This window comes from Clostridium sp. AM43-3BH, from assembly GCF_003479985.1.
In the GTDB taxonomy this organism is placed as follows: Bacteria; Bacillota; Clostridia; order Lachnospirales; family Lachnospiraceae; genus Otoolea; species Otoolea fessa.
Map to the genome: position 1 here is coordinate 189,171 of NZ_QUIH01000001.1, position 22,715 is coordinate 211,885.

A 22,715-nucleotide genomic window follows, 5' to 3' on the forward strand; every position below is an offset into this window, starting at 1 on the left:
ATTGAAAATTTATAAAAGAAACGATTGATTTTTTGCTGAAAATCAAATATAGTATTAGGTAGGCTAGATTTAAAAGACCCTAATTTTAGTATAAAGATGATAAAACCGGAACAGATGGGAAAATGAAGGAGGAAGTATCTTGTTAGAGATAAAGATAAATGAAGCAGAGAACTCTGCCAGAATTATAGTAGTAGGTGTCGGCGGAGCCGGTAACAACGCTGTCAACCGTATGATCGATGAAGATATTGCCGGTGTAGAATTTATCGGTATCAATACAGATAAGCAGGCACTGCAGTTCTGCAAGGCGTCCACAGCTATGCAGATTGGTGAGAAGCTGACCAAGGGACTTGGTGCAGGCGCAAAGCCGGAGATCGGTGAGAAAGCAGCTGAGGAAAGCCAGGAAGAACTGGCACAGGCTCTCAAGGGTGCAGATATGGTATTCGTTACCGCAGGTATGGGCGGCGGTACCGGTACAGGTGCAGCTCCGGTTATTGCACGTATCGCAAAAGATATGGGCATCCTGACGGTCGGCGTTGTCACAAAGCCGTTCCGTTTCGAGGCAAAGACCCGTATGAGCAACGCGCTCAATGGTATCGAAAAACTGAAAGCAGCTGTCGATACTCTGATCGTTATCCCGAATGATAAACTTCTTGAGATCGTAGACCGCCGTACCACGATGCCGGATGCACTGAAGAAAGCAGATGAGGTTCTTCAGCAGGCAGTACAGGGTATTACCGACCTGATCAATGTTCCGGGTCTTATCAATCTTGACTTTGCAGATGTTCAGACCGTTATGGTGGACAAGGGTATCGCTCATATCGGTATCGGTCATGCGAAGGGTGATGACAAAGCACTTGAGGCTGTTAAGCAGGCTGTATCCAGCCCGCTGCTTGAGACAACCATCGAGGGTGCAAGCCACGTTATCATCAATATTTCCGGCGATATCAGCCTGATCGAGGCAAATGACGCAGCCAGTTATGTACAGGAGCTTGCAGGCGACGATGCCAATATCATCTTCGGTGCGATGTACGATGAGAATGCACAGGATGAGGCGACGATCACTGTTATTGCGACTGGACTGGATTCCCACGGTGTGAACACACCGGTCGCAAAAGCGATGACTGAGTTCAAGACTCCGTTCAAGGCAAAGACGACTGGCAATACATACGCTCAGCCGGCAGCACAGACTGCAGCGGCAGCGCAGCCGACCTACAAGGCACCGACCTTCCGTGCACCATCTGCAGCAGCACCGGCACAGCCAGTCGCTCCGAAGGAAGCACCGCAGTCGGCACCGGCACAGCCGTTCCGCCCGATGCGCCAGGAAACACAGATCAATATTCCGGATTTTCTGAGAAATAAGAAATAATATAAGAGTGAGAGATGAGCTGCTCTTGCTTTAGTAAAAATACAAAATATATACAGAAGCAGTTGCTTTTGGAAGAGACACGCATTAGAAGTGAAAATTTCTGATGCGTGTTTTTTTGTGTAATAGGAAATTCCTTGGAATCCCCTATTACACAAAAAGTACTAACGTGCCAAGGCACATTCTTTTTTATCGTCGATTCAGACCTTCGACTTATGTCGAATCTATTCAAATTTTACGTTTTCCCCCCGATTTTTGGCGATCAAAACAGGCGTTTTGCGCCCTCGGTTTGACAAATTTTGCGGAACTTTTTTCTTATAATATCCCGTGTCGGACAGAAAGGTGGGAAGAGACAGTGACCTATCGTGTGTATGCGGATGTCATCCTGCTGCAAAATCTGGCAGCGGATTTCCTGCTTCTGTCGGTGGTGAAGAATTGCCTGCGTCTGCCGGAACGCCGGTATGGGCGGTTGGCAGGGAGTATTCTGGGAGCCGTGTATGCGTTAGGAATGGTGTTAGCTCCGGTTCCGCTGGGATATGCCGGGCGGATGCTCCTAAGCGCCACGATGAGCGTGCTGATGGTATGGACGGCATTTTCCATCCGTAGGAAGTCGGAGGCGGCAGAAGCTGCGATCGGGCTTTACATAGCATCTATGCTGGCGGCTGGCTGCATGGAACTGGTTCAGCCGCTTGGAATACGGGTGAATCTTCTGTTCTGGCTGTTTACCGCGGGGGGCAGTTTTCTGATTCCATCTGCGGTGTGGCGGTTTGGTATGCAGCGGTGTATGAAGCTGGAACACCAGTACGCGGTAACGCTTTTTAACAAAGGCAGGGAGCGGCATGTGCAGGCGATTCTCGACACAGGCAACCATCTGACGATGCCGCTTTCGGGGCGTCCGGTGCAGGTGCTGGATGCGTGTGCGGCAGAGAGATTTTTTTCCTGGGAGGACGGTGTCCAATACATCCCATTTCGGAGTGTCGGAAAGGGCGGCGGCGTGATTCCGGCATATCAGGCGGAGCGGATGGAAGTGTCCGGTCAGGGCGGTATGCGGGTGATTGAGAAGCCGTGGATTGCCATTTCACAGGAGGCGCTGTCGCAGAAGGGCGAGTATCAGATGCTGCTCAATGAAAAATATTGGTTGTGAAGAAAAACAGCCGTTATGGTCTGAACCATAGCGAACAACATAAGGGGGAAAAGCGTATGTTTATAAAAGTTTCAGTTCCAGGTCAGTTTCGTTTAAAAATGATGCCGTCGTTCCGGTCATTTCTGATGCACCGGGACGGGGAAGTTCATTATATCGGGGGAACCGATATCCTTCCGGCACCGTTTGACAGTGTGCGGGAGGCGGAGGTTTTAAGAAAATTTGGAACCAGTGAGGATAAAGAGGCGCGTTCGGCGCTGATCGAACACAACCTGCGCCTGGTGGTCTACATAGCAAGAAAGTTTGACAACACCAGCGTGGGCGTGGAAGATCTGATTTCGATCGGGACGATCGGTCTCATCAAGGCGATCAACACGTTTGACGTGGATAAAAATATTAAGCTGGCGACCTATGCATCCCGTTGTATTGAAAATGAGATTCTGATGTATCTCCGGAGAAATAATAAGACGAAGCTCGAGGTTTCGATCGATGAGCCGTTGAATGTGGACTGGGATGGAAATGAATTGCTTCTGTCGGATATTTTGGGAACGGATGAGGATATTATTTACCGGGATCTGGAGGATGAGACAGAGCGGAAACTGTTGAATGCGGCGATCAACCGCCTGAATCCGCGGGAACAGAAAATCGTGAAGCTGCGCTTTGGTCTGGGGAGAGAGCAGGAAGATGAAATGACCCAGAAGGAGGTTGCCGACCTTCTGGGTATCTCGCAGTCATACATATCGAGGCTGGAAAAGAAGATTATGAAACGCCTCAAGAAAGAAATTTCGCAGCAATGCGGTCTATACACCAGCCGATAAGTGCTGGAAGAAACAGACCGATCAGGATGTAAAACGGACCCATTTCATAGCGGAAGGAGACCGGGAAGTTGGAAAGCGTTTCCGGTATTTCCTTCAAAATGAAGCGGGCATAGGCAAAATCGATCAGCTTGAACAGCGTGAAGTGAATCGCCATAATGTCAAAGGAATGGCGTCCTAAAAAGGCAAGGACCTTTGCCAGCGGTCTGATGCGCTCGGACAGGTCGGAGAGCGAAAGGACGAAGTAAATTCCAATGATGGAGATCGGATAAAATAAGACGCCCGGAATGTGCATGCTTGCCAGATCGATGAAAATGTGAAGCTTTGTGTTCGTCAGGTGCAGAAGCAGGGCGCTTATCAGGCAGCCGTACCAGACTGTATAGTGGCGGAAATTGGAGAAAAACTGCTGCATCAGCCAGGCGATGAGATAGACCGGAACAACGAGCAGCGCCGCCTGCAGATTGTAAGGGAGCGGGCAGCTTCTCATATTTAAGAAGACACCGGCAAGGCCAATCAGGATGCATGCAAATGCACATACGGGAAGCTTGACATTATCTTTCCGGGTGAAGCGGGCAGCTGCGCGTCCAAACCAGACGCATCCGGCAAAGAGTCCGGAGGACACCAGCCAGACCGGCAGAAACCAGAGGGCACCCTGAACCTGTTCCGGGGAGTTGAAGGAAAGACTGCTCATCCATGCCGTAAGCATTCTGGTATGGTTGTAAAGTTCCTGTCCCGCATAGAGCCTGTGCGTTACAAAAAAGTTGTGAAGCAGGACAAAAAACAGCGTGTAGAACATATACCTGGGCCATGCACCGGCGAGACGGGAGCCGAAGTAGAGAAACGGCGTATCCCCGTATTTCGTTTCATTATAAAAATAGCCTGTGATAAAGAAGAACAGCGCCAGGTGGAACAGATAGACAAACGCACCGGCGAAATATCCGGTATGCCCCAGCACGATCGCAATAATGCCCCATCCCTTTACGATATCCCAGTAGAGGGAACGGGCTTTTTTTTGTGTGTTCATGAATGGATCTCCTTGTGGTTGAATTCTATTTTCTATAAATAATATTGATCGTAAAATCCCTGAAAATATATTTTACTATGGAACGGCAGAAAAGGCAAGAAATTGGAATGAGTGAAAACGGTTCTCATTTGTCCGGGTATAAATGAGCTTTGAATTGTCCATTCTAATGTATAGGTGACAAAACAAAAATCAAAACGATTCAACTATTTGCGTTGATCGTCCATCATACGGAGGGAATGGAAATGCCGGTCTATAAAGTGGAAATCTGCGGGGTCAATACATCCAAGCTGCCTCTTTTAAGTAATGAGGAGAAAGAAGAACTGTTTCGCCGGATTCTAAAGGGCGATCGGGAGGCAAGAGAACAGTATATCAAGGGGAATCTGCGGCTGGTGCTCAGTGTAATACAGCGCTTTTCGGGCAGCCGGGAAAATGTGGACGATCTGTTCCAGATTGGCTGTATCGGCCTCATCAAGGCGATTGATAATTTTGATATTACCCAGAATGTTCGTTTTTCGACGTACGCGGTTCCGATGATTCTGGGGGAGGTGAAACGGTATTTGAGGGATAACAATTCAATCCGGGTCAGCCGGTCGCTCCGCGATACGGCATACAAAGCGATCTATACCCGTGAAAATCTGCTGAAAAAGCAGTCAAAGGAGCCGACACTCTGCGAGATTGCCAAAGAATTGGGAGTCAGCAAAGAGGAGATTGCGTATGCGCTCGATGCTATCCAGAGCCCGGTCAGCCTGTACGAACCGGTCTATACGGACGGCGGTGATCCGCTCTACGTGATGGATCAGCTCAGTGACAAGAAAAATTCAGAGGAACATTGGGTCGAGGATCTGTCGCTGGGGGAGGCGATGCAGCGCCTGCCGGACCGGGAACGCCGCATTATTGATATGCGCTTTTTTGAGGGAAAGACCCAGACAGAGGTTGCCGAAGAAATCCATATTTCGCAGGCGCAGGTGTCACGGCTGGAGAAGAGTGCGTTAAAAAGCATGAAGCATTATTTGAGCTGAATGTTGATAGGGATTGTGTTATAGGGATTGTGTGAGATTCTTCTGATTGATTGTTTGGCGGCTCTGTGTTAAAATATAGAGGATATAGTCTGCAAAAAGAATCTGAAAATCAAGCAGATGACTGTTATCTGAACTGGGGTTGAGCGGAGTATTCCATCTGATATAGTGATAAAGGCAGCTTGGCGATGCGACACTCAGGCAGTCATGGACAGCAGACAGAGTAGAAAAGACAGGCGCAGGCGGATTGAGCCCCGCGCATGATAAAATGTACTCTCGGAGTCTTTTCTGCACTCGCTTTTGTGGCTGATTTTCCGCCAGCCGTACCCGAATTTCATCAACGTACGCACCGCGTACGCCTCAGAAATTTGAGCACAGCTGACAAAAAATCATCTCACAAAATCAAGCACAGAAAGATTCCGAGAGTACATTAAAAAGAGCCGGAGGAATTCAAATGGAGAAATTACGTGAACTGATGAAAGAACATCAGGATAAAGCAGATAAAAAAGTGATGGGAGAGGTTCTGGAGCTGCTTCAGAGAGAGCCGGGACTGTTTGTTGTGACTGTCCATGCGACGAAAAACTTCTTCCTGGGTGCAGAGAACGGCAAGGCGGCTGCTTTCCTTTACACCAGCCGCGAGTATGCAGATGAGTTCGTGAAAGGGCTGGAGATGGTCGGCGTAGAGACGAAGGTACTGGAGATCCGCCCATTACAGCGTATTTCCTTTTTCAACGACCTCTACCGCAGCGGTTTTGAGGCAGTTGTGATCGACAAGGGACAGGAAAATCATATGTCCATGTCGCTGTTCAGCATCATCGAGAAACCAAAGGATACATCCGAGATCGTGATGAACCCGTCCCTGGTCCGTTCTGCAAATCAGTTCTATCAGGCACTGGTACAGCACCAGGCATTCCCACAGATGCAGGATCTGATGTGCAAAGAGCTTTACGGTGCGCGTCTGCTGGTTCCGGTTGCTGACCCGCAGAAGACGACGGCAGTGCCGGTTCTGACCACTGGAAAGGGTGTACGCTATTACCCGGCATTTACGGATTTAGTAGAATTTGGCAAATTTGACCGTAAACATCAGTTTGGAGCAATGGAAGTCCGCTTCCGCGATCTGAAAAAATATCTGGATTACGTGAATGGAATCGTGGTAAATCCGTTTGGATTTGCACTCCGTCTGGACGGCGAGAAGCTGGATCGGATTGAGAAAGAGAATATGAAGCTGAAGGTTGTAAAATAAATGCTGCTGTGACCGTGACCGGTAATGAATAGATGTCAGCATAATAAACTGTGGTGAAAAGGCTGTCTCCCATCAGAATGTATCATATAGATACATCTGCCGAGAGACAGCCTTTTTGATTATTCGGTTCTCCTGTTTTTTTCATATAAATGTAGTAATCCCTTCATCAACAGCGCCCCATCATACGTGATCGTATGCGAACAGAGCGGCAGGACAATCTTGGAGATGCCGCCGGTGGCGATGATGGAAGTTTTCTCTCCGAGTTCTTCCTCGATGCGATCCAGCATACCGTCGATCATCGCGGCATTGCCAAATATGACGCCGCTTCTCATGCAGTCTATGGTATTTTTGCCAATGACACGGCGCGGCGTATCGAGGCTGATGCGCGGCAGCTGGGCAGTGCTGGCGCTCATGCTGTCGAGGGAAACGCGAAGTCCCGGCAGGATCGCGCCGCCGACATAGCGTCCGTTTTTGTCGATGACAGACATGGTCGTAGCGGTTCCCATTTCGATGATGATGATTGGCGGTTCATGCTCTGCAAGGGCACCGACTGCGTTTACGATCATATCGCTGCCGACGGATTTCGGGTTGTCCATCAGGATGTTTAAGCCGGTTTTCATGCCGGAACCGACCAGCATTGCGTTTAGTCCCGTTATTTTACGGATGGCGGCAAGAATCGTCCGGTTAAGCGGCGGAACGACCGAGGAGACGATCGCACCATCAAGCTGATCTGGGGCGATATGGTAAATTTCAAGAATACTTTTCAGCGCCACGGCATATTCCAGATTCGGTTTTCCGATGGTGGTCGTGATGCGTTCTACAAAATACGTTTTTTTTGCGTCGATCACGCCGATAATAATGTTGGTGTTTCCAACGTCGATAGCTAGAATCATAAAATAACTCCTTTATATCTCCTGCATCTCTACAATAATCAACATCTCTTATAAAATGTTGATTGTATAGTTATCGCAACGGTTTCATATGTTCAACTGTTACTATTTATTATATATCCACGTTAATAGTATGATTATATGTTTTTTAAAGAAAAGGATCAAGAAGAAGATGAAAAATGTTTTTAAGATCTGTTACCGATCGCGCGTGAGTGAACCGTAACTTGGACTTGCGTATTCGTTTAAAATAATATAGAATAAATACGTTTAGACAAAGTTAAAGAATGGTAGTAAGTTTGGAGGAAGATTTTTTTGGAAAATATAGCGGAGCAGATCAAAAAACGGCGTACATTCGCCATTATTTCCCACCCGGATGCTGGTAAGACAACCCTGACGGAGAAGTTTCTTCTCTACGGAGGCGCGATCAACCTGGCTGGTACGGTCAAGGGAAGAAAAGCGGCCAAGCACGCGGTTTCTGACTGGATGGAGATAGAGAAGGAGAGAGGTATTTCGGTTACCTCTTCCGTATTACAGTTTAATTATGAGGGATTCTGCATCAATATCCTGGATACACCAGGACATCAGGATTTCTCGGAGGATACCTACCGTACTCTGATGGCAGCCGATTCGGCGGTCATGGTCATCGATGGTTCTAAGGGTGTCGAGGCGCAGACGATCAAGCTTTTCAAGGTTTGCGTTATGCGCCACATCCCGATTTTTACCTTTATCAACAAGATGGACCGCGAGGCGCGCGATCCGTTTGAGTTGATGGATGAGATCGAGAGCGTGCTTGGCATCCGTACCTGTCCGGTCAACTGGCCGATCGGCTGCGGTAAGAATTTTAAGGGCGTGTATGACCGTGCCACAAAGAAGATCACAACTTTCACAGCAGCAATGGGCGGACAGAAGGAGGTCGCATCTCAGGAGTTCTCGTTAGAGGGCGATGAGGTTAACTCCATCATCGGTCCAGACTACCATCGGCAGCTGATGGATGATATCGAGCTTCTGGACGGCGCATGCGATGAGCTGGATATGGAGCGTGTCAGCCGCGGAAATTTATCCCCGGTATTCTTTGGTTCGGCGCTGACAAACTTTGGTGTAGAGACATTCCTGGAGCATTTCCTGAAAATGACAACCTCGCCGCTGCCGAGAAATACGACAACCGGCATGGTGGATCCGTTCTCTCCGAATTTCAGCGCGTTTGTCTTCAAGATTCAGGCAAATATGAACAAGGCGCACCGCGACCGTATCGCATTTATGCGTATCTGTTCCGGCAAATTTGAGGCAGGCATGGAAGTAACGCATGTGCAGGGCGGACGCAAGATCCGTCTCTCCCAGCCACAGCAGATGATGGCGCAGGATCGAAAGATCGTCGAGGAGGCATATGCGGGCGATATCATCGGTGTATTCGATCCGGGTATCTTCTCGATCGGTGATACACTTTGTACAGGTGAAAAGGTAGAATTTGAAGGCATTCCTACGTTCGCACCGGAACATTTTGCACGCGTGCGCCAGATGGACACGATGAAGCGCAAGCAGTTCATCAAGGGCATCAGCCAGATCGCCCAGGAAGGTGCGATCCAGATCTTCCAGGAGTTCAACACAGGTATGGAAGAGATCATCGTCGGCGTAGTCGGCGTCCTCCAGTTCGAGGTACTGACCTACCGTCTGGAAAATGAGTACAATGTAGAAGTCAAGCTGGAAAAACTTCCATACGAGTACATCCGCTGGGTAGAAAACGCTGACGAGATCGACGTTGCCAAGATTCAGGGAACTTCGGATATGAAGCGGATCAAAGACCTCAAAGACAATCCACTGCTTCTGTTTGTCAACAGCTGGAGTGTGGGAATGGTGGAAGAGCGGAATCCGAAGCTTAAGTTAAGCGAGTTTGGGCGTAACTAAAGCCATGCAGCGGAAAGCACTGTTTCAGCGAATGGAAAATTTATTTTTCAGGCGCTGAAAGGGGGATTTCTGCTATACGGCGCAGCCGGACAGGGGTGTGAAACCGCAGGTTTTGCACCTCTGGGCATGGTAAAACAAGAGAGAGTCCCTATCGCACCCCTGGGCATGGTAAAACAAGAGAGAGTCCCTATCGCACCCCTGGGCATGGCGAAATAAGAGAGAGTCCCCATCGCCCCCCCCTGGGCATGGTGAAAATATAGAAAAAATCAGAAAAGGAGACATTTCATATGAGCAGAGTAGATGTAGTACGTGCAGCCATGGTAGAAGCCATGAAAGCAAAAGACAAAGCAAGAAAAGATTCCTTATCCATGCTGTTATCCGCACTGAAAAATGCGGAGATCGACAAGCGTTCCCCGCTGACTGAGGAAGAGGCGGACGCAGTTGTAAAGAAAGAGATCAAGCAGACGAAGGAGACTCTGGAACTGGCTCCGGCAGATCGTGCGGATATCCGCGAGGAGGCACAGGCACGTCTGGCAGTTTATCAGGAATTTGCACCGGAGGATTTGACCGAAGAGCAGATCGCAGAGGTGATCAAAAGTGTTCTGGCAGAGCTTGACATTGAAAATCCGGCACCGTCTGACAAGGGCAAAATCATGAAAACCCTGATGCCGAAGGTAAAGGGCAAGGCAGACGGAAAGGTAGTGAACCAGGTACTGGCTGGAATTCTGTCCAAATAATAACCAAAGGAAAAGAACGAGGCGGAAGATTTATGTATAAAAAGAAAATCGAGCAGTATATCGAGGCGCACAAGCAGGAGATGTTAGATGACATATGCACGCTGTGCAGCATCAACAGCGAGCGTTCGGCATACCAGGAGGGCGATCCGTTCGGCGAAGGTCCGAGCCGCGCACTGGCACAGGCACTCAAAATGGCGGAAGAGTATGGATTTTCCATCAACAATTACGATAATTATGTAGGAACCGCCGATTTAAACGACGGTGAGCACCAGCTGGATATTCTGGCACACCTGGATGTTGTCCCGGCAGGCGAGGGCTGGACTGTGACACAGCCGTTTGAACCGATTGTAAAAGACGGAAAGTTGTACGGACGCGGCACGGCGGATGACAAGGGACCGGCGGTAGCAGCTCTGTATGCGATGCGTGCGGTCAAAGAACTGGGAATCCCGGTGACAAAAAATGTCCGCCTGATTCTGGGAACAGATGAGGAGTGCGGCAGCAGCGATATTGAACATTATTATAAAGTGGAGAAGGAAGCGCCGATGACATTTTCCCCGGATGCTTCGTTCCCGGTTATCAATATCGAAAAAGGACGTTTCCCGGGGCATGTGACAGCTTCTTTTGAGGTATCGACGGAGAATGCGCGGATCCTGTCCATCGAGGCTGGCATCAAGATCAATGTTGTTCCGGGCAAGGCGCATGCGACAATTACAGGACTGACCGAGGAAGAGGTACGTCCGATGGCAGAGGGCGTGACGAAGGAGACTGGCGTACAGTTTGAGCTGCAGGCAGAGGAAGATGTGATCGTGATCACCGCAGTCGGTGAGGGCGCACACGCCTCGACACCAGAGGAAGGCAAAAATGCGCTGGCATCCCTGCTTCTGCTTCTGGATCGCCTGCCATTTGCATCCTGCGGACAGACGAAGCTGATTCACAGCCTGACTGAGTGCTTCCCGTGGAATGATACCGAGGGAAAGGCGCTTGGCGTGGCGATGCAGGCAGAAGGATCCGGAGCGCTGTCTCTGGCATTCACGATGCTTACGATGACGGAGACACGGATGGAAGCGTACTTTGACGGACGTTTCCCGATCGGCGGCAATGATGACAACCTGTTGAAACCGGTGGAGGCAAAACTTGCGTCCCACGGCATGAAGTTAGAGTCCCCGCAGCTGCGAGAGCCGCATTTTGTAGACGGCAATTCCGAGTTTGTCAGAACACTTCTGAATGCTTATGAGCTTTATACCGGCAACAAGGGCGAGTGCAACTACACCGGCGGCGGCACATATGTGCATGACCTGAAAAACGGCGTTGCATTTGGCGCGTCGATGCCGGGCGTGGACAACCGGATGCACGGGGCAGATGAATTTGCCTATGTGAGTGATCTGGTGGCAAGCGCGAAGATTTTTGCACAGGTGATTGCGGATTTGTGTAAGTAACAGAAAATTTCGTTTTTTCCGCCGTAAGAATTAAAGAAACCTTAATTGATTCGCCGCAGGTTCTATGTTAGACTGAAATCCACAACCGGGAGGTACTGTGCATGTTTGAAGACAGCTGCAGGAACTCTGGCGAGAGGGAAAGGAGAGAACGATTATGAAAAAATCATTCCATACAGTTAAAAAGGCAGGGATTCTGACGGCGGCAGCGGTTCTGGGAACAGCGGCACTGGCGGGATGCGGCAGTAAGGCAGATATGGCAGAGAGTGCAGCGGCAAGCGAGGAAGCAACCGAAGCGGTCGGAGAAGCAGAAGCATCGGATGCACAGCTTGTCATCGCAGGCGGAGACAGCGCCGGATTGATCGCGGCGGTTCAGGCGGCAGCCGAGGGCATGGATCCGTCGAAGATCCTGATTCTGGCACCGGGCGAAGAGCTGGCGGCAGATATGGCGGAGATGGCGCCGTATGTCAATGCAGCCAATACAGATGAGCAGTTCCAGGCGAATCTTACGGATGATTTTGAGATTTATCTGTCGGATATTATGACGGCAGGAAATAATACGAACAATTCGGATATGGCGGCAGATGTATCGGAGAACAGCGAAGAGGCGAAAGACTGGCTTGCCGACACACTGGGAATGGAGTACGGCGATCTGACACAGGAGGCAGGTTCCACGGTAGCCCGCAGTTTCCCGGCAAAAGAGGGAAATCTGAATGAGCTTGCACAGGAAGCGCTGCTTAAAAAAGTCGAAGAGCTGAAGATTCCAGTTGAATATAAGACAGAATTAAAGAGCGTCGCTTACGATGAAGAAGGTGCGCTTGACCGCATCACTGTGACGGTGGACGGCAAGGATCAGGAAATTGACTGCCTGGCACTGGTAGCGACCGATGTCTCCCTGATTCCGGTTTTTGAGGAATCTCAGGTATATGAGGCAGATGGAAAGGCAGCTGCCTTGGTTGTCAGCAACAATGCGGAACAGCTAAACAAAGATAGCGGCGAGCTGATCAATGGTCTTTATGCAGCAGGTCCGATCCTGTCAGCGGCAGTAGACGGTGAAGGTGTGCTCTCCGGCAATGAGCTGACCGAGGCGGTTGTGTTTGGTTCGACTGCAGGAACAGAAGCAGCGGTTTATGTTTCGGATAACCAGTAAAAGCTAAAATGATTCACATATAATGCCATTTCTAAAAAAGTAGATGATACAGACGAAATAAAATAGAAACCTTTAAGAAGAAGGTTCAAGCAAGAAGCGGGTAAAAGCGAAAAACTTTTACCCGCTTTTAGTATTTTACAGAAAACAGCACGGAACTGATTTGCAAAAATAAAATTATTTTTATTGTGGAGACAATATCTAAAAAAGTAAGTCAGAACTAACTTTATATCACTGAATTATTATAACTTATTCGCAATTCGATATATTTGTTTATAATAATCTGGCTTTTTGATACTATGTAGTCAAACCTCATGAGGAACACGAGAAATAAAAAAACATTACATAAGGGGGTATTACATGGTGGAGAAAACTAAAAATGGGGCGGAGAAAAAAGAAACTCCGTTGTACGTGAAAATATTCATTGCATTGTTTGCAGGTATCGCGTTTGGTTACGTCTTAAATTTTATGGGCGGCGTGGAGAATGAGATCATTAACGGATATGTCCTTCCGTTCTTCCAGTTCATCGGAGATTTGTTTATCAAGTTGATCAAGATGATTGTCGTCCCGCTGGTGTTCTTCTGTATCATCGACGCGGCACTTTCGCTGGGCGATATCAAGAAACTTCGAAGCATCGGCGTTAAAACCATCATCTGGTTTTTAGCAACTGGCGGTATTTCAGCAACCATCGGTCTGATACTTGCCAATATCATCAAACCGGGACGTGGCTTGCAGCTGGGAACGGCAGAGACAGCAATGGAGGTGAAAGAACTTCCGGGTATCTACCAGACACTGCTCGACTTAATTCCGTCCAACCCATTCCAGGCACTGACAAGCGGCGAGATGATGCAGATTATCGTCTTTTCCCTGTTTCTTGGATTTGCCATCATCAGCATTGGCAAGGAAGCACAGCAGTTATGTGACATCATCAGCCTTTGTTCACGGACGATGTTTAAGGTTATCGACATGATTCTTGGAATCATCCCTTACGGCGTATTCAGTTTGATGACTGTAGCACTTGCAAAATATGGCGTTGCCATCTTCGGACCGGTTCTGAAATTCATCTTAACTGATTATCTTGCCTGCATTATCATGAGTACTGTTGGATACAGCATTTTCCTTATCGTGATTGGAAAGGTAAATCCGATGAAGTTCTGGCGCAAAGCGTTTGAACCTTGGATGATCGCATTTAGTACCTGTACTTCTTCAGCAGCTCTTCCGGTATCAATGGAAGTAGCACCGAAGAAGATGGGCGTTCCGAGAGATATTGCGAGTTTCGTACTTCCACTTGGATGTACCGCTCAGATGAACGGAACGTGTGCATACTTTGGTATCGTTGTTCTCTTTGCCGCACAGCTGTACGGCGTAGAGTTAAGTATTCAGCAGCAGATTATGCTGGTTGTACAGGCAACCTTCTTAAGCGTTGGCTGTGCAGCAACTCCGCAGATTGGTCTGGTTATCAGCTTAACCTTGATGACGCAGATGGGACTTCCGCTGGATGCATACGCACTGGTAGCTGGAATCTATCGTATCATCGACCAGATTCACACATCTACTAACTCTGTAGGCGACCTGGTAGCATCTGTCTGCATTTCTCAGATGGAGGGTGAACTGGATCACGATATTTTCAATCAGGAAGAAGCCAAAAAGGCAGCTTGAGTTTTAGAAAGAAACATCCCGGATTCGTATGAAATGTGAAATATATCTGGGCAGTAGTTATGTATGAAACCCGGAAAGCGGGGAAACGACAAATTTGTGCAGAACGTGAATCAAAGATGGAATATGGAACCCCCGGTTCTGAAAAGTCCACGTTTTCCGGATAAAAAGGAAAAAAACAGAAATAATTCCCACTTGCAAAGGTGCAAAAATTTAAGGGAACCAGACAAAACAAGAAAAGGAGATTAAAACTATGAGTGATAACAGAATTATCGAATGTATGGAACGTGCACAGTATCTTCTTGGCAACCTGATGGCTGTTAAACCGGGCGAGGAAGTTTTGATTGTCGTTGACCCTCAGACCGACGAGAGAATGACCCAGGCGATGGCAGCAGCCGCTTTAAACTGCGGCGCTGAGTACGGCGTATACATGATGCCGATTCGTGGAAAAGACAAGGCAACCATCTTCCCGAAATCCCTGGAACTTGGCATGGATGCCTGCGATGTATTTGTCGGCATGACCACCGCATCCGGTGCAGCTATCTACAATAACCACCTGAAAGAGCTCATCAACCAGAAGAAACTTCGCGAGGTTTCTATCTGCTTAAGAAATATCGACAACTTCACACGCGGCGGTGCTCTGGCAGACTATGAAGCAGTTTATGCAGACGGCGAGAAGCTGCAGGCGATCTGGAGAGGTCATAAGATGGCTCACATCACCACACCGGCTGGTACCGACCTGTACATGGAAATGAATCAGATGGAGCCGATCATCGAGTGTGGTATCGCGAGAAATCCGGGCGATGCAATGGCATGGTCTGATGGCGAGGTTTCCTTAGGACCGGTGATCGACACAACCCATGGCAAATTGGTAATTGATGGACCTATCTGCTACTATGGATGCCCGACCACACCGGTTGAGTTAAGGATCGAAAAAGGACGTATCGCAGAGGTAGTTGGCGGCGATCCGAAGATTTGTAAAGAAATCCGCCGTCAGATCGCAGAAGTTAAAGATTCCGACAACATCGCAGAGATCGGACTTGGACTTAATCCGGCTTGTATGTTTAACGGAGACTTCGAGGAAGAGAAGAAGGCAAGAGGAACCTGCCACATCGCAATGGGCAACGGCTTCTACTATGGACAGCCGGCACGCTCGACCGTACATATCGACATGGTACAGTACAATCCGACCGTTATCTTCGACGAGGGAACACCAGAAGAGGTTCTGATTGTAAAAGACGGCAAGGTTGTTTGTTTGGGCGACAAATAAAACTATTGCATCCAACTAGACAGTTCGCCCCAATTATAACCATATAAATATACCTTACTGTTTTGTATGACGCCAGGAATCCCCGTTCGGCCAGTGTATCGGCTGAACGGGGATTCTTGGTATTTTTAAGTCTGATTTGGATGTGAAGCACCGCCTCCCGAGCAAGAAAAACAGGTGACATTGAGCCGGTATGGAACTGCGGCTGGATGGCAAGCAAGCCGATGCAGGCGATTATCGTCCTGCTGTACGGCAGTACCGTATTCTACGCAATTTTCAGCGCACTGGAAATGCTTCCAGCAGGATGGTAAACCCCTTATCACGAAATATTTATAACATATTCGCAAATGGGTATATTTGTTTATAAAGTGTGTGCGGGTTTGATAGTATATAGTCAAACCTCATGAGGAACAGAAAAACTAAATAAACAGTTATGAAACAGAGAACAATGACAGGCAGATAGCTTAAATCGGCTGGATGCAGAAACTGTCAAATAATAAAAAAAGCGAGGAGAATGAACTATGAGTGATAACAGAATTATCGAATGTATGGAACGTGCGCAGTATCTTCTTGGCAACCTGATGGCTGTTAAACCGGGCGAGGAAGTTTTGATTGTCGTTGACCCTCAGACCGACGAGAGAATGACCCAGGCGATGGCAGCAGCCGCTTTAAACTGCGGCGCTGAGTACGGCGTATACATGATGCCGATTCGTGGAAAAGATAAAGCAACCATTTTCCCGAAATCTCTGGAACTTGGCATGGATGCCTGCGATGTATTTGTCGGCATGACAACTGCATCCGGTGCAGCTATATACAATAACCATCTGAAAGAGCTCATCAACCAGAAGAAACTCCGTGAGGTTTCCATCTGCTTAAGAAGTATCGATAACTTCACACGAGGCGGCGCTCTGGCAGACTACGAAGCAGTTTACGCAGATGGCGAGAAGCTGCAGGCTATCTGGAGAGGTCATAAGATGGCTCACATCACCACACCGGCTGGTACCGACCTGTACATGGAAATGAATCAGATGGAGCCGATCATCGAATGTGGTATCGCGAGAAATCCGGGCGATGCAATGGCTTGGTCTGACGGCGAGGTTTCCTTAGGACCGGTGATCGACACAACCCATGGCAAACTGGTAATTGATGGACCTATCTGCTACTATGGATGCCCGACCACACCGGTTGAGTTAAGAATCGAACAAGGGCGTATCGTAGAGGTAGTTGGCGGCGATCCGAAGATTTGTAAAGAAATCCGCCGTCAGATCGCAGAAGTTAAAGATTCCGACAACATCGCAGAGATCGGACTTGGACTTAATCCGGCTTGTATGTTTAACGGAGACTTCGAGGAAGAGAAGAAGGCAAGAGGAACCTGCCACATCGCAATGGGCAACGGCTTCTACTATGGACAGCCGGCACGCTCGACCGTACATATCGACATGGTACAGTACAATCCGACCGTTATCTTCGACGAGGGAACACCAGAAGAAGTTCTGATCGTAAAAGACGGCAAGGTTGTTTGTTTGGGCGACAAATAATATGGCTATATATTAAGAAGTATCAAGAACGAATTGTCAATGAAAGACTGCATGAATTGTGGCTGTGATTTCCCCTTGAGCAGTCGCAATATAAAACATCAGGAATTTGTAAAAGCTTAGGAATTGAATAAACCTCCATATTAAAAATGGAAGCTGTGGACGCAGGTTAGCTGCCTTAGATGTGTAGAGCGCAGGTGTTCGCAGCTTCTTTTGAGTGCTGATTCACGCACCTGGAAGTTTTGTAAAATAAGTTGGATTCTGCCTGAAAACGGACGGAAAATACAGTTTATTTGTTTACAGATATAGAAATCTTATGATAAAATAATAACAATAAAAAATAACTGTTAGATATGGCGGTTATATTCGTTTATAGCAGATTTTAGCATAGAGATATGGGAAAGTGGATCAGCCATATTTAAGTGCAGAACTATGGCAAAATTCGTTACGGGTCATGTGTGCAAGAATCGTAACATCATTTAAGCAAAGCAGGATGGAAAATGGACAGGGGGAATTGACAAATGCTGAATGAAATGAAGTACGTGTATGAGGTTTACAAAGAAAAGAGTTTTTCCAAAGCGGCGAAGAAGCTTTTTATCAGCCAGCCAGCACTCAGCAACATGGTGCGGAAGGCAGAGAAAGAGATGGGAGCGCCGATTTTTGATCGCAGTACGATTCCGCTGACGGTGACGAAGGAGGGCGCGTATTACATCCGTACCGTTGAAAAGATTCTTTTTCTGGAACGGAATCTGGAACGGTATTTTCAAGATATTGCGGGGCTTCAGGGCGGCACGCTGGCGCTCGGCGGTGCATCTTATTTCTGCTCGTTTGTGTATCCGGATCTGATTGCCCGTTTTCAGACAAAATATCCGCAGGTTACGATTGACCTAACAGAAGGAAATACGCGGGAGCTGAAAGCGGGGTTGGAAAATGAGTCGCTGGATCTGGTGTTGGAGACGGCGATGGAGAAGGACGATACTTCGATCAAACGGTATTTATTCCGGAAGGAAAATCTGATTCTGGCAGTTCCGGAAAGTTTTCCGGTTAACCGGAAGCTGCAGCCATACCGACTGTCCAGGCAGGAGATTCTGTCCAAGTCCTTTTTAAAACCGGAGGTGGAGGCGGTTCCGTTAAAGGACTTTAAGGATGTGCCGTTTATCACGATGAAACCGGGCAATGATATGTATAAACGAGGCGCGAAAATGTGCCGCAACGGCGGTTTTACGATGAAAACTGTGATGATGGTGGATCAGGTGCTGACTTCTTTAAATATCGTCTCCAACGGGGTTGGAGCGATGTTTGTGCGTTCTGATATTGTACAGTGGCGTCCGGAGGACCCGAGGCTGGTCTATTATAAGCTGGACGACCCGCTGTCTGAGCGGGAGATCACATTTTCGGTCAAGAGGGGGCGTTATGTGACGGCGGCGATGCGTGAGTTTATGCGTCTGGCAGGCATCCGGTCGGATGATCCGGACGCCGATCCGGCTGCCGGGAGGCAAAAGGAGTAACGGCAATTTCCGAAGACAGGGACTGAATGCGGCGTAAATTCCGAAATGCGGTTGCAAAATCAGTTAATCGTGTAAATTTTATATAATTTTACGTCGATTTAGACTTTACCAGCAGTCTAAAGTATGATAAACTATAAGAATGAGGGTAAATGAGTTGCCGATTAAAGGCGGAAGAATTTCTATTCTGGAGAATTCGCGGGATGCTATGAGAGACAGGAGCAAAGGTGGATTTTATGAAGGAGACAGAGGGGATTTATTTATCCAAGACGATGAGGAATAGGAGGAATGGCGGGCAGGAACATGGAAATTACAGTTGCGAAGACGGCTGGCTTCTGCTTTGGCGTGAAGCGGGCAGTCGAGAAGGTATATGATCAGATAGCGACGGGGAAGAAGCCGATCTATACCTACGGTCCCATCATCCACAATGAAGAGGTGGTGCGGGATCTGGAAGAGAAGGGCGTACAGGTCATCCATTCGAAGGAGGAACTGGAAGCCCTGAAAGAAGGCGTGGTCGTCATCCGTTCCCACGGCGTAGGCAGGGAGATCTATGAACTCCTGGAACGCCAGGGACTGGAGCTTGTGGACGCGACCTGTCCATTTGTCAAAAAGATCCACAAGATTGTCCGGGAACAGTGCGAAGCCGGACGCCGCGTGATTATCGTGGGAAATGAGCACCACCCGGAGGTCGAGGGTATCAAAGGCTGGGGAAATGAGTATACTCTGGCAGTCGAGTCACTGGAGGAATTTGAAAATCTGGCACTCAGACCGGATGAAAAGCTCTGTATCGTGGCGCAGACGACATTTAACTACAATAAATTTCAAGATTTAGTTGAAAAAATTTCAAAAACGTATTATGATATACTTGTTTTAAATACGATTTGCAATGCAACACAGGAGAGACAGGTTGAGGCGAGGCAGATAGCTTCACAGGTTGATGTTATGATTGTGATTGGAGGCAAGAACAGTTCTAACACACAAAAGTTGTATGAGATTTGCCGCAGGGAATGTAAACACACTTACTACATTCAGACACTGGAAGATTTCAAGCCTGAGATAACAGGTACTGTGCGCAGCGTAGGTATTACAGCCGGGGCATCGACCCCAAATCAAATTATCGAGGAGGTTCATACTAATGTCAGAATTAAGTTTTGAACAAATGTTTGAAGAATCATCATTCAAGAGATTACGTACAGGAGAGGCTGTTACCGGTCAGGTTATCGGTGTCAAGGAAGACGAAATCATTCTCAGCATCGCTGGAAGCAAATCCGAAGGCATCATCACAAGAAGCGAATTCACCAATGAGCCGGGCGTAGATCTTAGAACCAAAGTTCAGGTCGGCGACGAACTGGAAGCAAAAGTTCTGAAAGTAAACGACGGAGAGGGCATGGCTGCTTTATCTTACAAGAGACTGGCTGCTGATAAGGGTCTGAAACGTCTGAAAGAAGCTTTCGAGAACAAGGAAGTTCTGAAAGAGAAAGTTACACAGGTTATGGAGAAAGGCCTCGTAGTAGAGGTTGAGGGAACCCGTGTATTCATTCCGGCAAGCATGGTTTCTGATACTTATGATAAAGACTTATCCAAGTACGCAGGTCAGGAGATTGAGTTCGTAGTTACCGAGTTCAATCCGAGCGGAAGAAGAAGCCGTATCATCGGCGACCGCAAGCAGATCCTGCTTGAGAAGAAAGCTGCTATGCAGAAAGAATTATTCGAGAAGATCGCTGTTGGTCAGACCGTAGAAGGTGTTGTTAAGAATGTAACTGATTTCGGTGCATTTATCGACCTTGGCGGCGCTGACGGTCTGCTTCACATCTCTGAGATGTCCTGGGGCAGAGTTGAGAACCCGAAGAAGGTTTTCAAAGTAGGCGATAAAGTAAAAGCTCTGATCAAAGATATCAACGGCGAGAAGATCGCTCTGAGCTTAAAGTTCCCGGAGAGCAATCCGTGGGCAAACGCAGCTGAGAAATATGCTGTAGGCAACGTAGTAGAAGGCAAGGTAGCACGTATGACTGATTTCGGCGCATTCGTTGAGCTGGAGCCAGGTGTAGATGCACTTCTTCACGTATCCCAGATTTCCAGAGAGCATGTTGACAAACCATCCGATGTACTGAGCGTAGGACAGGTTATCACTGCTAAGGTAGTTGATTTCAACGAGGCAGACCGCAAGATCAGCCTGAGCATGAAAGCTCTTGAGAATCAGGAAGCAGAAGAAAACTAATCAAACGGTTGACGCCAGTTTCCCATCGGACAGATAGTGCGTCAGACGGAGGATGAAAGAATCATCAGGCTGTCGCTTCCACAGGAAGAATGTGGAGGTGGCAGCCGTTTTTGTGATGGCGTGGGGCATGGTATTCTTGACCGGAACGCAGTCGGGTGTTTCTGGGATTGGAAGAAAGAGCAGGGTTTTTCTGGTGTGGTAGAAAGCTATTTGGTGATTTTATCTCAGTTGAGAAGACTCCCGCCTCTTCAGGTAGTGAGTAATAGCAAATTTGTCTCAGTGGGAGTTGGGTCTCCAACTGAGATAAACGCTCCGCGAGGATGCGCAGTGATTCTGATAGGAATATGTCAGCTTTGCTGACCAGAATCACGCGCCAAGTCTCACGGATGTTCGACTTGAATAAGATAAAAATGAAAACAGGCTGTATGGCGTATGTGATGGAACATAGGTTGTACGGTCTGTTTTTTGCGTGATGAGGAGCGGGATACGGCGTGGTGAAGGGTTGTGGGAGCAGAAAGATGGATTGGAGTGAGTCATAAGGATATTTGGAAAAATATTGACAAAGAAGGTACACTGATATATAATTTAGATACAATATTATATAACATATAATATTAAACAAGAAAAAATATTATATTTTGAATTAGTGAATCTTAGGAGGGATAAGATGGTTTTTAATACAGGAGCTGCGCTTCTGGATGCGATCGTCCTTTCAGTTGTATCAAAATCTGCAGAAGGAACATATGGGTATAAGATCACGCAGGATGTCCGTCAGGCAATCGAAATATCGGAGTCCACGCTTTATCCGGTGTTGCGGCGGCTTCAGAAGGATGACTGCCTGGAAACATATGACCGGGCGATCGACGGCAGAAACCGACGGTATTACAAAATAACGGAGGCGGGACGGATTCAGCTGAATCTTTACCGGGGTGAGTGGAACGTGTATGCAGGAAAAATTTCAGAGATACTGAAAGAGGGATAAGGAGAGGCAGATCATGAAAAAAGAAGTATTTTTAGAGAGGCTGGAAGCGCTCTTGCAGGATATTCCGGAAGAAGAAAAACGGGATGCGATTGACTATTACCGCGATTATCTGGAGGAGGCAGGACCGGAGAAGGAAGAAGAGGTACTTGCAGAATTTCAGAGTCCGGAGCATATTGCCGAGGTAATCCGGATGGAGCTGCAGAGTGAATGGAGTGGCGGCGAATTTACAGACCGGGGGTACAATGACAGCCGGTTTGAAGAAAAGCGGACGACTTTATCCAGAAGCGGTGGGGCAGAACAGGGAGAACGAGAAAAAGAAGCAGGATTTCAGGCTGGAACCGAGGACGACCCATTCCGGGAATTTCGGGATGAGGAAACGGGAGAAAATGCGGCATCCAATGAGAATCAAAGAAGCCGTCTGAGCGAGATGCTGCATTGCTTAAAAGAAAAAATAACCGGTTCCAAGATTGGAATGGTTGTGGCAGTTCTGGTAGTGCTTGCAGTTCTTCCATTTATCTTTTCGCTGGTGACGGGAACTGTGGGAAGTGTTTTTGGGCTGGCAGTCGCACTGGCAGCGATACTGGTGGTGCTGGGACTGATGACGGTGCTGGTGTTTGTTGGCGGAATTATGCTGTTTGTTCTGGGTACGGCGAGTCTGTTTGAACATTTTGCGATGGGACTGATGTTCATCGGATTGGGTATCGCGGCAGAGGGCAGCTGTCTGCTTCTGATATGCGGCTGTATCCTGTTTTACGGTGTATTTCTGCCGTGGGCAGTCAAGGGAATCATTCAGCTTTGCCGTCAGGCGGCAGGTTATCTGTCAGCCAGGGCGTAGGAGGAT

The 22,715-nt window shown here is 48.0% G+C and carries 20 protein-coding genes; 18 read left to right on the forward strand and 2 right to left on the reverse strand.

The genetic code is table 11. The features are described from left to right. The first annotated feature begins 139 nt into the window (after nucleotides 1-139). From ftsZ to sigE, 3 genes are all read left to right on the forward strand, one after another. The gene (ftsZ, locus tag DW931_RS00820) at nucleotides 140-1,366 is read left to right on the forward strand and encodes a cell division protein FtsZ (protein WP_022360220.1); all 1,227 of its coding nucleotides are present in this window, start codon (nucleotides 140-142) and stop codon (nucleotides 1,364-1,366) included. Nucleotides 1,367-1,718: 352 nt separating this feature from the next. Next, nucleotides 1,719-2,507, forward strand: a complete 789-nt coding sequence (locus DW931_RS00825; protein ID WP_182427293.1) for a sigma-E processing peptidase SpoIIGA — start codon at nucleotides 1,719-1,721, stop codon at nucleotides 2,505-2,507. Between the two features lie 56 nt (nucleotides 2,508-2,563). After that, complete coding sequence (sigE, locus tag DW931_RS00830) at nucleotides 2,564-3,322, forward strand: RNA polymerase sporulation sigma factor SigE (protein ID WP_118481741.1); 759 nt, start codon at nucleotides 2,564-2,566, stop codon at nucleotides 3,320-3,322. Here the strand turns inward: sigE and DW931_RS00835 are convergent. After that, nucleotides 3,276-4,343, reverse strand: coding sequence for an acyltransferase family protein (locus tag DW931_RS00835; protein WP_022360223.1), 1,068 nt, complete (start codon nucleotides 4,341-4,343; stop codon nucleotides 3,276-3,278). The two genes, sigE and DW931_RS00835, sit on opposite strands and share 47 nt — an antisense overlap. Nucleotides 4,344-4,585: 242 nt before the next feature. Here DW931_RS00835 and sigG point away from each other — a divergent pair, with 242 nt between their 5' ends. Continuing rightward, nucleotides 4,586-5,362, forward strand: coding sequence for an RNA polymerase sporulation sigma factor SigG (sigG, locus tag DW931_RS00840; protein WP_106999731.1), 777 nt, complete (start codon nucleotides 4,586-4,588; stop codon nucleotides 5,360-5,362). Nucleotides 5,363-5,813: 451 nt separating this feature from the next. Continuing rightward, nucleotides 5,814-6,602, forward strand: coding sequence for an SseB family protein (locus DW931_RS00850; protein ID WP_022360225.1), 789 nt, complete (start codon nucleotides 5,814-5,816; stop codon nucleotides 6,600-6,602). Nucleotides 6,603-6,721: 119 nt separating this feature from the next. Here DW931_RS00850 and DW931_RS00855 read toward each other — a convergent pair whose 3' ends face one another. Next, nucleotides 6,722-7,495 (reverse strand): type III pantothenate kinase, encoded by a 774-nt coding sequence (locus tag DW931_RS00855; RefSeq protein WP_106999733.1) that lies wholly within the window; start codon nucleotides 7,493-7,495, stop codon nucleotides 6,722-6,724. A gap of 309 nt (nucleotides 7,496-7,804) precedes the next feature. Here DW931_RS00855 and DW931_RS00860 point away from each other — a divergent pair, with 309 nt between their 5' ends. The 13 genes from DW931_RS00860 (at nucleotide 7,805) to DW931_RS00920 (ending at nucleotide 22,709) form a co-directional block, all read left to right on the forward strand. Next, on the forward strand, nucleotides 7,805-9,394 hold the full coding sequence (locus DW931_RS00860; protein ID WP_106999734.1) for a peptide chain release factor 3: 1,590 nt from the start codon (nucleotides 7,805-7,807) through the stop codon (nucleotides 9,392-9,394). 287 nt (nucleotides 9,395-9,681) lie between these two features. Then, entirely contained in the window at nucleotides 9,682-10,131 is a 450-nt protein-coding gene (locus DW931_RS00865) for a GatB/YqeY domain-containing protein (RefSeq protein WP_118481742.1), read from the forward strand. A 32-nt stretch (nucleotides 10,132-10,163) separates the two neighbouring features. Then, a complete protein-coding gene (pepV, locus tag DW931_RS00870) occupies nucleotides 10,164-11,567 on the forward strand; it encodes a dipeptidase PepV (protein WP_106999736.1) in 1,404 nt (467 codons plus the stop codon). Nucleotides 11,568-11,721: 154 nt separating this feature from the next. Next, nucleotides 11,722-12,714 (forward strand): FAD-binding protein, encoded by a 993-nt coding sequence (locus DW931_RS00875; RefSeq protein ID WP_118481743.1) that lies wholly within the window; start codon nucleotides 11,722-11,724, stop codon nucleotides 12,712-12,714. A 357-nt stretch (nucleotides 12,715-13,071) separates the two neighbouring features. Continuing rightward, nucleotides 13,072-14,370 (forward strand): dicarboxylate/amino acid:cation symporter, encoded by a 1,299-nt coding sequence (locus tag DW931_RS00880; RefSeq protein WP_118481744.1) that lies wholly within the window; start codon nucleotides 13,072-13,074, stop codon nucleotides 14,368-14,370. A 250-nt stretch (nucleotides 14,371-14,620) separates the two neighbouring features. Next, nucleotides 14,621-15,637 (forward strand): aminopeptidase, encoded by a 1,017-nt coding sequence (locus tag DW931_RS00885; protein WP_118626837.1) that lies wholly within the window; start codon nucleotides 14,621-14,623, stop codon nucleotides 15,635-15,637. A gap of 518 nt (nucleotides 15,638-16,155) precedes the next feature. Then, nucleotides 16,156-17,172, forward strand: coding sequence for an aminopeptidase (locus DW931_RS00890; protein ID WP_106999739.1), 1,017 nt, complete (start codon nucleotides 16,156-16,158; stop codon nucleotides 17,170-17,172). 518 nt (nucleotides 17,173-17,690) lie between these two features. Next, complete coding sequence (locus DW931_RS00895; RefSeq protein ID WP_118481745.1) at nucleotides 17,691-18,677, forward strand: LysR family transcriptional regulator; 987 nt, start codon at nucleotides 17,691-17,693, stop codon at nucleotides 18,675-18,677. A 300-nt stretch (nucleotides 18,678-18,977) separates the two neighbouring features. After that, a complete protein-coding gene (gene ispH, locus DW931_RS00900) occupies nucleotides 18,978-19,829 on the forward strand; it encodes a 4-hydroxy-3-methylbut-2-enyl diphosphate reductase (protein WP_106999741.1) in 852 nt (283 codons plus the stop codon). Beyond that, complete coding sequence (gene rpsA, locus DW931_RS00905; protein ID WP_022360427.1) at nucleotides 19,810-20,892, forward strand: 30S ribosomal protein S1; 1,083 nt, start codon at nucleotides 19,810-19,812, stop codon at nucleotides 20,890-20,892. Before ispH ends, rpsA begins: the two co-directional genes overlap by 20 nt. A gap of 52 nt (nucleotides 20,893-20,944) precedes the next feature. Continuing rightward, nucleotides 20,945-21,094 carry a hypothetical protein gene (locus tag DW931_RS16130; RefSeq protein ID WP_243015175.1) on the forward strand — a complete coding sequence of 50 codons (150 nt, stop codon included), beginning with the start codon at nucleotides 20,945-20,947 and terminating at the stop codon, nucleotides 21,092-21,094. A gap of 465 nt (nucleotides 21,095-21,559) precedes the next feature. Further along, entirely contained in the window at nucleotides 21,560-21,874 is a 315-nt protein-coding gene (locus DW931_RS00915; protein ID WP_022360428.1) for a PadR family transcriptional regulator, read from the forward strand. Between the two features lie 13 nt (nucleotides 21,875-21,887). Continuing rightward, nucleotides 21,888-22,709: a DUF1700 domain-containing protein gene (locus DW931_RS00920; RefSeq protein WP_118481746.1), complete on the forward strand. Its 822-nt coding sequence runs from the start codon at nucleotides 21,888-21,890 to the stop codon at nucleotides 22,707-22,709. The last annotated feature ends 6 nt before the right edge of the window (nucleotides 22,710-22,715 follow it).